Here is a 13,911-nt window from a genome sequence, read left to right as displayed (position 1 = left end):
CCATGCCAGTCCGACACCACTCCACCCTTCGCGCGGCGCGCCAGCGCGGCCTGAGCCTGGTGGAACTGATGGTCGGACTGGTGGTGGGGCTGGTGGTGTCCCTCGTGATCTACATGGTGCTGAGCGGCAACGAGAGCCTGCGGCGCAGCACCTCCGCCGGCGCCGATGCGCAGCAGGGCGGCATGCTCAGCCTGTCGATCCTCTCGCGCGACGTGCTGGCCGCCGGATACGGCATGCCCGGCGCCGACACGATGGTGTGCGCGCGCTACTTCACCTACTTCGACGACGGCGGTGCCAACGGCCCGGTGCCGGACTTTCCCGGCGTCGCACCGGTGCGCATCACCGACGGCGGGACCGCACCCGGCGCGTCGGACCGCCTGACGGTACTGTGGGGCACGTCGATCCGCGCCAACGTGGCCGACGGCCTCCTGCAGAACGTGACCGCCGTGCCCAACGGCACCGCCGCCAAGCTTCAGCCGGCGAGCAAGGTGGGCTTGTCCGGGGTGGGCGGTTTTGTCTGGCTGACCGACGACAAGAACGACTGCGCGCTGATGCGCATCACCGCCAGCGAACCGAGCGTGCTCAGCCCGGACACGGTCGTGCTCTCGCACGACCCCGCCACCGGCACCGCTGCGGCGCCCAACTACAACCCACCGGATGGGGCCATGGGCGATCTGGCCTGGCCTTCGGACTTCAGCAGCAACCCGCGCATCCACGACGTGGGCGCGCTGCTGCAACGCACCTACTCGGTGGCCAACGGGTCGCTGGTGGCGACCGACTATTTCACCTCCAGCCGGCAGGTCGATGTGGCGAGCAACGTCGTCGCCATGAAGGCGCAATACGGCATCAGCGACGCCGGCAGTCAGGTGGTGAACCAGTGGGTCAGCGCGACGCTGGGGCCCAGCGGCAACTGGGCTTTGCCGACCACCACCGACCAGCGCCGCATCAAGGCCGTGCGGCTCGCCATCGTGGTGCGAAGCGCCCTCAAGGAAAGACCCGACCCCACTACCGGCGCCTGCAGCGTGACAAGCGTGCCGCCCATCAGCTGGCCGGACGGCCCCGACATCGACCTGAGCAACGACCCCGATTGGCGCTGCTACCGCTATCGCAGCTTCGACGCGGTCATGCCCCTGCGCAACGTTCTCTGGGCCAACCTGCAATGAACAACCGCACCCAGCGCGTCCATAGCGCCCATCGCCTCAACACGCAGCGCGGCTTCGTCGTCTATGTGGCGCTGATTGCCTTGCTGGTGCTGTCTCTGGCGGCGCTGGCCTTGCTGCGCACATCGGACACGGCCGGCGTGATCGCCGGCAACCTCGCCTTCCGCCAGGCCGCAACTGGCGCGGCCGATACCGGCGCGGAGCGCGCTTTCAGCGAGCTGCCCGCGCTGGCCAGCGCCAACGTGGACGTGCCGAACAAGTACTTCCGCTTCATGCAGAACGTGGATGCCTGGGGTGTGCCGAGCTCGATCGACTGGAGCAATGTGCCGTGCTGGTCGCCCTCTGCCCAGGAAGGGACGGTGTCTTGCACCGACTCGGCGCTCTATCGCGTGCAGTACGTGATCGACCGGCTGTGCATCGACGAGCCGTTGCCGGCAGACACCGTGACCATACTGGCGGCCAAGTGCGTGGGAGGCAAGCCGTTTTCGACGGCGGGCTCGGCGGGCAACGACCGCAGCAGCCACGCGCAGACCACCCATGTGTTCGGCGGAATCATGATGGCGCCGCCGACGCGCCCCACCATCCATTACCGAGTGACGGTGCGCGTGCAGGGCCCGCGCAACACCAGCAGCCTGGTGCAGACGGTGGTCGAGGTGCCGTTCGGCTGAAGGGACGCACGACATGCATCGCTTCGCCTTCACCCTTGCTCGTGCTGCACGTCGGCATGCCCGCGCCGGCATCCTCGCGTGCTGCGCGCTGGGTGCGCTGGTGCCGATGGCGCACGGCGCGTCGACCGACCTGTCGGACGTGCCGCTGTCGGTGCAAAGCGGCGTCAAGCCGAACGTGCTGTTCATCCTGGACAACTCGCAGAGCATGGAGTGGGGCTCGATCACCGGCACCGATGCCGCCCGCGAATACGACAACCGGCGGCGTGCCTATTACTCGCCCACCTTCAACCGCCTGTACTACAACCCGGCCATCACCTATCGGCCGCCGGTTCGATACGATGCCAGCGCGCCTGGCTTCACGCGGCCGATGGCCGCGGCCAATCCATACGCCGCGCCAACGGACCCGTTCATCGGCGGCCGGACGGTCGATCTGACGCGAATTTGCTGGGGCTCGGGTTCGCCGCCCGCCCTGCCGCGTTCGAGCAGCACCTTCGGCGCCAGCTTCACCTGCGCCGACAACCCGGACCTGTTTCGCGACACCCCGTACGAGCGCTTCGCCTTCTACTTCCAGTGGACAGGCAGCGGCACCGAAGACGGCAGCAGCAGCCAGGACAACGACAGCAACTACACCGAGGTGCTGATCGATGCCGACTTCGCCACCTACCCCAAGGCCGCGACGCGGACGGACTGCCTGGGCGCGAGCGTGTGCACCTACACCGAAGAACTGCAGAACTTTGCCAACTGGTTCAGCTACTACCGTACCCGGCTGCAGACAGCCAAGACATCGCTGGGGCTGGCCTTTGCCAGCCTGGACGACAAGCTGCGCGTGGGCTTTGCCACCATCAACGACAACCTCGGCCGGGAGAACAACAACGGCAGCTTTTTCGTGGCACTGGACGACTTCGGCAGCACGCAGAAGCAGCGCTGGTTCAACCAGCTCTACGGCATCGAACCCAGGGGCGGCACACCTCTGGTGGAGGCGCTGGACCGCGCCGGGCGCTACTACCGAAGCGGCCGCATGGCCGGAACGCCCGGCGGTGCGCGCAGCCAGACGGTGCCGCTGTCGTGCACGCCCAACTACGCCATCCTGTCGACCGACGGCTACTGGACGTCGAACGACGTGAGCGTGGGCAACACCGACGACACGGTGCCGCCACTGCCCGCCGATGTCTACAACGACCCCGACACCGGCCTGGTGCGCAACGACCCCGTATCCGGCACGCCACTGGTCGCGGGCGAGCGCTTTCCCGCGCCCTTCTACGGCGGCAGCGGCAGCAGCAACACCTTGGCCGACGTGGCCATGCGTCATTGGATCAGCGACATGACCGGCGACTCGGCCGGCAAGGTGCAGGCCAACCGGTCGGACCCTGCCACCTGGCAGCACATGACGACCTACACCATCGGCCTGGGCGCGAGCGGCACGTTGAGCACGCCGCCCACCGGCAGCGATGGCTGGCCCTTGCCGCGAGAAAGCGACCCGACCGCCATCGACGACCTTTGGCATGCCGCGTTGAACGGGCACGGCGAATACTTCAACTCGCCCGACCCGGAGCGGCTGCGCACGGCCCTCGGCTCGATCCTGAACGACATCGTCAACCGCAGCGGGTCTGCATCGGCCGTGGCGGTGAGCAACCCGAATGTCCAGTCGGGTGACAACGTGGCCTTTACGTCCACCTTCAACTCAGGCGCCTGGTATGGCGACCTGCAAGCCTTTGCCATCGACACGAGCACGGGCGTGCTGTCTGCCACGCCGCTCTGGTCGGCGCAGCCGGGCCTGGATGCCAAGCCCTTCGGCAGCCGACTGGTGGCCAGCTACGACGGCGCGCAAGGCGTTCCCTTCACCGCCGCCGGGCTCGGCGCCCAAGCCGACCGGCTCGCGTCGCCCTCCAGCCCGCCGGGGCCCGGCGACGCCTCGGCGGTGATGGCCTACCTGCGCGGCGACCGCAGCCGCGAAGGCGACGGCAGCAACCCCGCCCAACCCTATCGGCAGCGGCTGCACGTGCTGGGCGACATCGTCAATGCCGAGGCTTCGTACGTGTCGGCGCCCCGCGCCAGCTACACCGACAACGGCTACTCGGCTTACAAGGGTGGCCCGGCGGCCACGAGGACCAAGGTGGTCTACCAGGGCGCCAACGACGGCATGCTCCACGCCTTCAACGCCGACACCGGCGAAGAGATGTGGGCCTACGTGCCCGGGGCCCTGCTGCGCGAGCCGCTGTCGGCCAGCGAGTCCGGCACCAGTGCATTGGTGGGCCTGAGCCAGCAGTCGCTGTTCCAGCATCGTTATTTCGTCGATGCGACACCCACGGCCACCGACGTGGACCTGTCCAACACCAGCCAATACCGGCCGGTGCCGCCCGCCCCGCAATGGGCTACCGTGCTGGTCGGCGGCCTGGGCAAAGGCGGGCGCGGTTACTACGCGCTGAACGTGACTGCCCCCTCGGCCACCACCGATGCCGAGGTGGCGGCCAAGGCGATGTGGGAATTTCCGAACGCAGCCACCGATGCCACCACGCGCAGCAACATCGGCTACACCTATGGCAGCCCCATCACCATCAAGACGCGGGCCGCCGGCTGGGTGACGCTGGTCACCTCGGGCTACAACAACGGCAGCAGCACCGGCGGCGACGGACGAGGGCGCTTGTTCGTGCTCGACACCGCCACCGGCGCGGTGATCCGAACGTTGACCACCGCTGCCGGATCGAGCAGCACGCCGAGCGGTCTGGCACGCATCAGCGCCTACCTGCTCAGCCCCGGCACGGACGACACGGTCGACGCCGTCTACGGCGGCGACCTACTGGGCAACATGTGGCGCTTCGACCTTTCGGGCGACACCTCCAGCAGCTGGTCGGTGGCTCTGCTGGCCACCTTGGTGGATGCCCAAGGCAATCCGCAGCCCGTGACCGAAGCGCCCGAACTCGGCGTGGTGAGCGGCAAGCGGATGGTCTTTGTCGGCACCGGGCGCTACCTGGGGGCATCGGACATTCCCGGCAACCCGAGCGCCAACGCCAATGCGACCCAGCGCCAATCCTTCTACGGCCTGGTGGACGACAGATCGGCGGCGCCCACCATCCTTCCGCTGCGCAGCCAACTGGTGGCGCAAAGCGCCACGCCGTCGAACAACGGCGAGATCAACCTCAGCTCAAACCCGGTCAACCTGGCCGTCAAGCGCGGCTGGGTGCTGGACCTCGCGCCCGCGCCCAGCGGCGAACGCTCCACCACCAACCCCGTCTTGTTCGCCGGCATCCTGTCGTTCACCACCAACACGCCGGCCAGCGACCCTTGCTCGCCAGGCGGAAGCTCGAACCTCTACTTCCTGGACTACAGCACAGGCGGCGCGCAAGGCGACCTGGTCAGCCGCTTTGTCGGCAACGTGCTTTCCAGCCGGGTGCAACCCGTCGGCCTGCCCGGCGGCGGGGCCAAAATCCTCGTGCGAACCTCCGACGGCGGCACGCGCACCTTCAATGTGGCGGCGCCGAATTCGACGACGCCGACGCGGGTGATGTGGCGCGAAGTGGTGCGGGAGTAACGCGCGCCGCCAAAGCGAAGGGCGCGTCCGTGTAGAGGTGCACGGATGCGGGCTCCGTGAGAGGCGCTGAACGTTCGCGATAGGGCCACGAATATTCACAATCTGAACCCGAAGCAGCCTCCATCGGATTTCAGATTGTTCCGCCCACGCCTTTCCCGCAAATGCCATCAGCTGGCAAACCGCACCCAACCCGCCGCCAATGGCGGCTTTTCTTTGTTGGAAGTGATGATGGTGATGGTCGTGGTGGGCATCCTCGGCACCTTCGCGCTGCCCGCCTACTCGGACTACCAGCGTCAAGCCCAGTTGCCCGAGGCCTTCAATGGCCTGGCCGAGTTCAGGCTGCGGATGGAGCACTACTTTCAGGACAACAACCGCTTCGGCAATTCCGCCGGCAATGCTTGCGCGGACGATCCTTCCGCCGCGGCCTGGAATGACTTCGCGCCGCGTGGCGCACATTCTTTCAACTACCGCTGCACCGTGCAGGCCGACCAGGCGGGCTACGTCATCGTCGCCTCCGGCAAGGCTGGCAGTGCCGTTGCCGGGTACACCTTCACGATCGACCATTTGGCCCGGCACGGGACCTTGCAGTTCAGGGGCCAGGCGGTCAATGAGAGTTGCTGGCTGACGTCACAAGCCAGCTGCTGAGGCACGCCTCCAGCCGACAGGGATAGCTGCCCGAAGTGGGCAACCGCAAACATAGCGCGCGTTCAAGCGTGCAAAAGTGCTCATTTGCCGCCAAGGATTGGGAAATGTCTCCGATGAGCGGGGAAATTTCGCCGATGGGCGGCGCCCGGGTTTCGTCACATTCGGTGACACTTATCCAAACTCGAAACGACAAACCGTCGTATCGCTATGTTCGTCAAACCATTTGGCCACATGTGCACTAAAAAACCGACGCCAAACCTTACCCGCTCCGGCGTGAATGGCTTCACCTTGATTGAACTGATGATCGTGGTCGCAGTCATTGCGATCCTCGCGGCTATCGCGGTGCCAAGCTACAACGACTACATCCGCCGCGGCCAAGTCGCCGAAGCGTTTGGTGAACTGGCCAGCTATCGCTCGAAGATGGAGCAGTACTACCAGGACAACAGGAACTACGGGAGCGCTGCGGCTTGTGCCAATGATCCAACCGCCAACAGCTGGAACGGCTTTGCGGCAACCGATCATTTCACCTTCGGCTGCCAAACTGGTACCGCCACCGGCGACACGACGCAGCAGAGCTTCACGATCACGGCCACCGGAAGCAGCGGACAAGCGGTTGGTCACGTTTACACCATCAACGAGCTGGGAAAGCGCACAACGACCAAATTCAAAGGGTCGACGGTGAGTGCGCAGTGCTGGCTAGTGAAAAGCGCATCGTGCTGAACAACAAGCGTCATTCAGGGGCGCCGCAAGGCGGTCAGCGCGGCTTCACGGTCGTCGAAATCGTTGTGACACTGGCGGTGCTCGGTATCCTCATGTTCGCCGCCATGCCAATGATCGGCAATTGGATGGCGAACGCACGAATTCGCAGCGCTACCCAGTCTTTGCAGAATGGTCTGGAAACCGCCCGCAACGAAGCCGTTCGCCGCAATGAAAGCGTCACCTTCTGGATGATCGATTTGACCGATCCCAGCGCTCTCGGCGACGGCTGCACGCTTTCGTCCACCAGCCCCTCTTGGATCGTCAGCATCAACGCGCCTACAGGCCACTGCGGAGATGATCCATCTACGACTTCATCCCCTCGCATCGTTCAGGGGCGGGCGGCCGGCGCAGACGCAACCAGCCAACTTGCCGTCAAGGCATTGCAAGTGGACGGTGAAAAGTCTGCTAACTCCATCACCTTCAATGGTTTCGGTAGGCCTGTGGATCCAGCCTCGCTGGCTCGAATTGACGTGACCGGCGTCTCCGAAAGCACGAACTACGTTGCGCTACGTCTGATGGTAAGCAACGCAGGGCAAGTTCGCATGTGTGACCCGCGAGTGACCACAGCGGGCGATCCTCGGCTTTGCTAGGCGAGGAGATCTCCATGAACTCAACTAAGCGCTTGAATCGTCCACTTCGCTCTTCCCGAGACAGTCGCGGTATTGCGCTGATCGAAGTGCTGGTGGCGCTTCTGGTCTTCATGCTCGGGGTGCTCGGCCTGATTGGTTTGCAGACCTCAATGACCAAGGCCGAGACCGACTCGAAGTTTCGCGCCGATGCGGCTTATCTGGCCAACGAAGGCGTCGCAAGGCTTTGGGCAGATCGCGTCAACATGGCCGCCTATGACGGTGATTCATGCGAAGGGGTGACGCGTTGCCAAGAGTGGCGCAATCGCACTTCAAGTGTTCTTCCCAACGGCACTGCCACCATGGCGATCGATGCAGCGACCGGCGACGTGGCTGTGACGATTGAATGGAAGGTGCCAAGCGGCGACACCCACCGATACGTCACTCACACCACGGTTGCCAGAAACACGGACTAGCATGCGCAACATCTATCGCACTAACCTGCGGCTCGCTTATGGTGGGTTCACGCTGATCGAGTTGATGGTCGGCCTTGTGCTCGGCATGGTCACCGTCTTGCTGATCTCACAAGTGCTTGCCGTATCCGAGGGCAAATCCCGGACGGTCGCGTCGGGTAGTAGCGCACAAGTCAACGGCGCCTTGGCAATGTTCACGCTTCAACGGGACATTCAACATGCTGGCTACGGCGCGATATCCAGCCCTGATGCCACGGGCTGCAGTGTCAAGGCGAAGTACGGCGCAAGTGGAGCGCAGATCACTTTTCCCCTCGTGCCCGTCGCCATCGACAACGGCGCGGACGGAGCCGCGGACGCCATCACCATCCTCCAAGCCAACACGACTGGCTCTTCGGCACCGATTCCGGTCACCTCCAACCACGCTGCTTCCGACTCTTCATTCTTTGTGGAGAGCTCTCTGGGTGTCCAGGCCGGTGATCTGATGATCGTCGTTCCGCCAAGTCTTCTTTGGGAGACCGACAGCGCAAATTGGTGGTGCACGATGTTCTCGGCCACCGACGACTCGACAACACCGCTCAGCAAGACACGAATTCCGCAGGCTGCTGGAAACTGGAATCAGAGTTCGATCATGCCCGCGGGGCAGTATGTCGGTAGTTCGCTGGCCACGCAGCCGCGGAGCTACCTCCTCAACATGGGAAATATGGTTCTGCGGACCTACTCCATCAATGCGGGAAGCAATCTTCAGATGACTGAGCGATCTACCGCCGATGGCAGCGTCGGCGCAGGTCAAGAACTCTTCTCTAACGTCGTCAATCTCCAAGCTCTCTACGGAAAAGACACCGATGGCGACGGTGTGGTCGACGCCTTCAACGACACAACACCAACGACGAACGCCGAATGGCAGCAGGTCGTCGCAGTGCGCATTGCCATAGTCGCTCGAAGCACCCAATTCGAGAAAGAAGAAGTAACGCAAAGTGCGCCTGCGTGGGACGTCGGGACCGCCGCCACCGTGAGTGGACCGACAACCTACGACTGCAACGGATCCAAGTGCATCGCGCTCACGGTGATCGGTGACGCCGACTGGAAGCACTATCGATACAAGGTATACGACACCATCGTGCCATTGCGCAATGTGCTTTGGAACTCATAGCTCTTCTATGTTGAATTCCCATACTCCATTTGAACGCCACCGCGCAGGCGCTCGGCAGCGGGGCGTTTCCCTGCTGTTCGCGTTGATCACGCTCGTCGCCTTGCTGCTTTCTACTCTCGCACTTGTACGAACGGTCGACACCGGTGCGCTGGTTCTCGGAAACATCGGGTTCAAACAGGACGCCACTGCGGCAGCTGACCAAGCGACTCGCGAGGCCATCGATTGGCTGACCGCCAATGCGGCAAGCCTCAATCTGGACGTAAGTGCAAGCGGGTACTACGCATCAAACCAGCAATACGACTACGTTGCCGGCGAGCTGAATGATTCGAGCAAGGACGACATTCTTCTCGGCCCACTCGACGTCACTGGAAATCAAGCTGCCTCGTCATCTACGCGGCAATTGGTCAATTGGGATGGCGATTCGTGCGCCAGTGCGTCTTCGGGTTCTTTTGCAAAGTGCACGCTGACGCCTGCATCTACAGCTGCAAAGATCAATGGAAACGAGGCCAAGTTCATCATCTTTAGGCTGTGCTCCAAGCCTGGCGACTTCACGATCAACCCAACCGTGGTTTGCTCTCGGCCTCTGTCCGGTACCAGTGGCAAGGCAACCAAGCGCGGTGAGCTCAACTACGTCGACAACGCTCGACTTACTGGCACGTCCAGCCCCTTCTTCCGAATTGTTGTCCGCGTCAAGGGCGCTCGCAACACCACCAGCTTCACCGAAACAATCGTTCACTTCTGACGAAGGAAGCGTTCCTAATGACGAACACAAGAATTCGCCCACAGTTCCGGTCGGCATCGCAATCTTTATTCGCGATTGGGGTTTCGGCGCTCCTCGTAGTCTTCGCCGGCGCGTTGATGCAGCCTGCGTACGGCCAGAGTACTGATCTGGCCAGTGAACCGCTTGCTACGAGGCCTACGGTGCAAGCCAAACCGAACCTGATGTTCATCTTGGACAACTCGGGCTCGATGAATTGGAGCTACATGCCGGACGACTTGGGTGTTTCGTCAGGCACGAGCGACCAAGCCTACCTGAACTGGTACGGCTATTACTCGCCGCAATGCAACGGCGTCGCGTTTGACCCGAATGGAAGCTACCCGCCTCCTTTGGACGCGTCTGGCGCCTCTTACGCCAACATCAATGTGAAGTCTGCGCCCCCTGATGGCTACACGCCAAACAGCGGCACAAAAAAGGACCTGACTCAGAACTTCTACTTCATCTACACCGGCTCGGAGACGCCGATGAGCTGGAGCTACAAGAGCGGCGACGTAGACACCGATTCCGACTTCTACAAGGAGTGCAGCACTAAGGTGGCGCCAGGAAATTCGAGCACCTACGATCCGTCTGCATCTGCGGCAAGCAATGGGAAGTTCACCAGAGTAGACGTCAGCGCCCAATCGGCCGCGGTGCAGCAGAAGTATGCAAACTGGTATTCGTACTATCGCAAGCGCTACCTCTTGATGCGCTCGGCCATGGGCCACGCCGTGAAGGCACTCGATGCCAGCTATCGCGTGGGCTTTACCACAATCAACGACAACGGCGACACGAACACTCGTGTGACTGACGATGGTACGAACCTCACCTTCCGTGACGTCAAGGACTTCGACGGCACTCAGAAGACAAAGTTCTACTCCAGCCTTTACTCAGCGGCGCCCAATGGGAGCACGCCGCTTCGAGCAGCGCTTTCGCGGGTCGGCACGTACTACGCCAAGCTGGGATCGGGCCAGACTTACGATCCGATGCAGTACTCCTGCCAGCGAAACTACGCGCTGCTTTCCACAGACGGCTATTGGAACTCGGGCAGTGGCTACAAGCTGAACGGTCAGGCCGTTGGCAACCAGGACGGCACGCTTGATCGCCCCATGCGCGACAGCTCCATCACGACGGCCACTACCACCACGGTCTATAGCTCGCCTTCTCCTATCACGCGCCACCGGAACAGCAACACGCAGACGCGAACGCGCACGTGGACGCGCACTGTGGTAACCGTTTCGACCACACCCAAGCCAAACAACCCGAACAAGGGCAAGTACGCCGTCACCACAGTGACGCAGCGCTATACACAGACGCAGACGCAAAGGTTTTCTACGCCGCAGACGACGACGGCAACCTTCACGCGGACCTCGGTCTCGATTGACGGTGCAACGCCGACCGTCACGGACGGCCCGGTCACTTATGGGTCTTGGCAGAACGGAACCACGGACACGATTTTGACAGATACGGGCGACGCGGACAGTGCCAGCAGCTATCAGACCATCAGTACCGGAACAACCTACCAAAACGCAGTGGGAACGGGCGTGCCAACGTACTCCAACCCTAGCCCGGCTTCCTGGGGCGGCTGGAGTCCCAGCAGTCCGACCTATACAAACACGTCGCCTGACCCGGGCGACCTTGGCTTGTACGTGGCAGGCACTCCTTCGACCAACACTGTCGGAAGCGGAGGTAGTTCGAACACTCTCGCCGACGTCGCGCAGTACTACTACAACACCGACCTGCGCACGAGCGGGAACGGGAATTGCACGTCCGATAGCTCAGGCGGCAATCAAGACGTTTGCGACAACATCGTGCGCGCTGCGGGCTCCGACTCGGCCAACTGGCAGCATCTGAATACCTTCACCGTCGGCCTCGGTGTGAGCGGCACATTGCCTTATACCCGCGACTATCTCGCACCATCGGACACCTATCGCAAACTCACTACTGGCGAGCTCAAGTGGCCGACACCCTCCAGCGGCGGCCAAGATGCCATGACTGTTGACGATCTCTGGCACGCTGCGGTCAACGGTCGTGGGCGCTACTACTCGGCTCAGAATGCAAATGCGCTGAGCGACGCGATCAACGGTGTGATCAATGACGTCCAGGCAACCAACGGCTCTGCATCGGCAGCGTCCACCAGCGCGCTGGAACTTGTTGCGGGCGACAACAACTACGTGTACCAGGCAAGCTATACAACGCAGACCTGGACGGGTGACTTGCTGGCCTTCAAGCTGACCCCTGAAGACGGCACGATCGCGACCAACTACTCCTGGTCGGCACAGGCAAAGCTCAGTTCAAAGGCGCCCGCCCAGCGCAATATTTACTTCAGGGGTAGCGCGGGAACACTGCAGCCGTTCGTTTATCCAAACCTCAGTTCGACTCAGCAGGGATACTTCAGCAATATCTGCTCGCAAGTCCCCGTGGCCTCACAGTGTGCAAGCTTGACGCAGGACGAAGTCGCCTTAGCCAATAGCGGCTCCGAGTTGGTGAACTACCTGCGCGGCGATCGCACGAGAGAGAGCGCAAGCACCGGTGCAAGCAAAGCCCTGTACCGCCAACGGTCCAGTGTTCTAGGCGACATCATCAATGGCGCACCGGTCCACGTTGGCAAGCCGCCATTTGCATACTCGGACAACGGCTACGCGAGCTTTGCCTCGAGCAACGCAACACGTAAGCCTGTGGTCTATGTAGGCGCCAACGACGGCATGCTTCACGCTTTCTCTGCAAGCGGGGACGACGGTGGTACGGAACTGTGGGCGTACGTGCCTGGCCAAGTGATGGCGAACATGTACAAGTTGGCCAACAGCAACTACGCGACGGGGCATCAATACTTTGTCGACGGCGCCCCCGTGATGGGCGATGTACAGGTCAACGGCGTGTGGAAGACCATCGTCGTTGGCGGGTTCAACTCCGGTGGGCGCGGCTATTACGCACTTGACATCACTGATCCCGAGAATCCGGTATCGCTTTGGGAATTCACCGACACGAACATGGGACTGTCGTTCGGCAACCCGGTGATCACCAAGAAGAAGGACGGCACGTGGGTTGTTGCCTTTGCATCGGGCTACAACAACGGGGCCGATTCCAATGGTGACGGTCGAGGCCACCTCTACGTCTTGAACGCGTATACGGGCGCACGACTGTTTGACATTGCCACGAGCGAAGGAAGTTCGACCAGTCCCAGCGGCATGGCGAAGATCAATGCCTGGATCGACAGCCCGACAGACAACACCACTAAGCGCTTCTACGGTGGCGACCTCAAGGGCAATCTGTGGCGCTTTGACATCGACAACCTTGTCGCGCCCAATCGTGCCGCGATGAAGTTGGCGAACTTTGCTGTCAATGGAACGCCTCAGCCGATTTCAACTAAGCCCGAGACCATTGAGGTGGATGGCAAGCCTGGAGTTGTCGTGGCGACCGGCCGATATCTTGGCGTGAGCGATATCTCTGACACCACTCAGCAGAGCATCTACGCAGTGAAAGACACCCTGACGACGACGGGATGGGGCGATGTTCGCCAAGATGCCACCAACTTCGTCGTTCAGACATTCTCCGACTACAAGGGAGATTCGACGAAGGTCGCGCTGACGAACAAGGCGGTCGATTGGAAGACCAAAGGCGGCTGGTATGTCGACCTGCCGCATCAGTCTGAGCGTGTTTCAACTGCAATGGCGCTGCAATACAGCACGCTGGTTGTGGCATCCGCGATTCCAAGCGGCGATGCCTGTGACTCAGGTGGCGCGTCTTGGCTGTACTACTTGAACGTGACCAACGGCGGTGTTGTCCAGAACAATCCGTCTGGCGTCTTGTGGCGGGCAAAGCAGCTGATCGTCGGCATGAGCTGGATCAAAGACACCAACGGCAACGTGCGACTGATCATCCAGAACAGCAATGGCGATAAGGACCAAGTCACGCCGCCCACAGTGCCGCCGACGGGTGGCGGTAGTGCGCATCGAACCTCTTGGCGTGAGTTGGTGAACTGAACGGAAAAGTACGCGAGCCAGCGTGTGCGCCCGGCCAACCTCGCCTTAATTGAAGCCCTGCCGACGGCAAGAATTCCATCAATGAGCAAGGGCGACTTCATCCAAGAAGCTGAGCCGGGTAGTAGGCGCCGACACGGGCAGGGCATGAATCAGCGGGCACCGGCCGAGTGCTGAGCCCCTGGAACATCGCTCGCCAAACTTGCGATGGCCCTGGCCTAAACGCC

Annotated in this window: 10 protein-coding genes; all 10 read left to right on the top strand. The window is 62.3% G+C overall.

Annotated features, from left to right (window positions below; translation table 11 throughout):
* Positions 1 to 2: 2 nt before the first annotated feature.
* The 10 genes from QTH91_RS09115 to QTH91_RS09070 all read left to right on the top strand — a co-directional run bounded on the left by QTH91_RS09115 (position 3) and on the right by QTH91_RS09070 (position 13,687).
* Positions 3 to 1,163: a PilW family protein gene (locus QTH91_RS09115; RefSeq protein WP_286659759.1), complete on the top strand. Its 1,161-nt coding sequence runs from the start codon at positions 3 to 5 to the stop codon at positions 1,161 to 1,163.
* On the top strand, positions 1,160 to 1,828 hold the full coding sequence (locus tag QTH91_RS09110) for a hypothetical protein (RefSeq protein ID WP_286659758.1): 669 nt from the start codon (positions 1,160 to 1,162) through the stop codon (positions 1,826 to 1,828). The genes QTH91_RS09115 and QTH91_RS09110 overlap by 4 nt, the downstream gene beginning before the upstream one ends.
* A gap of 13 nt (positions 1,829 to 1,841) precedes the next feature.
* Positions 1,842 to 5,357 carry a pilus assembly protein gene (locus tag QTH91_RS09105; RefSeq protein ID WP_286659757.1) on the top strand — a complete coding sequence of 1,172 codons (3,516 nt, stop codon included), beginning with the start codon at positions 1,842 to 1,844 and terminating at the stop codon, positions 5,355 to 5,357.
* A gap of 135 nt (positions 5,358 to 5,492) precedes the next feature.
* A complete protein-coding gene (locus QTH91_RS09100; protein WP_368389460.1) occupies positions 5,493 to 6,002 on the top strand; it encodes a type IV pilin protein in 510 nt (169 codons plus the stop codon).
* 207 nt (positions 6,003 to 6,209) lie between these two features.
* Positions 6,210 to 6,722, top strand: coding sequence for a type IV pilin protein (locus tag QTH91_RS09095; protein ID WP_286659756.1), 513 nt, complete (start codon positions 6,210 to 6,212; stop codon positions 6,720 to 6,722).
* Positions 6,716 to 7,351, top strand: a complete 636-nt coding sequence (locus QTH91_RS09090) for a GspH/FimT family pseudopilin (protein ID WP_286659755.1) — start codon at positions 6,716 to 6,718, stop codon at positions 7,349 to 7,351. The genes QTH91_RS09095 and QTH91_RS09090 overlap by 7 nt, the downstream gene beginning before the upstream one ends.
* 14 nt (positions 7,352 to 7,365) lie before the next feature.
* Positions 7,366 to 7,803: a type IV pilus modification PilV family protein gene (locus QTH91_RS09085; protein ID WP_286659754.1), complete on the top strand. Its 438-nt coding sequence runs from the start codon at positions 7,366 to 7,368 to the stop codon at positions 7,801 to 7,803.
* A 1-nt stretch (position 7,804) separates the two neighbouring features.
* On the top strand, positions 7,805 to 8,950 hold the full coding sequence (locus tag QTH91_RS09080) for a PilW family protein (protein WP_286659753.1): 1,146 nt from the start codon (positions 7,805 to 7,807) through the stop codon (positions 8,948 to 8,950).
* A gap of 7 nt (positions 8,951 to 8,957) precedes the next feature.
* Positions 8,958 to 9,692, top strand: a complete 735-nt coding sequence (locus QTH91_RS09075; RefSeq protein ID WP_286659752.1) for a pilus assembly protein PilX — start codon at positions 8,958 to 8,960, stop codon at positions 9,690 to 9,692.
* Between the two features lie 17 nt (positions 9,693 to 9,709).
* On the top strand, positions 9,710 to 13,687 hold the full coding sequence (locus QTH91_RS09070; protein ID WP_286659751.1) for a pilus assembly protein: 3,978 nt from the start codon (positions 9,710 to 9,712) through the stop codon (positions 13,685 to 13,687).
* Positions 13,688 to 13,911 lie beyond the last annotated feature (224 nt).

The organism is Variovorax dokdonensis (assembly GCF_030316895.1).
Taxonomy (GTDB): Bacteria; Pseudomonadota; Gammaproteobacteria; order Burkholderiales; family Burkholderiaceae_C; genus Variovorax; species Variovorax dokdonensis.
The sequence above is the reverse complement of the archived record's forward strand: the minus strand, read 5'-3'. Positions and strand labels throughout refer to the sequence as shown.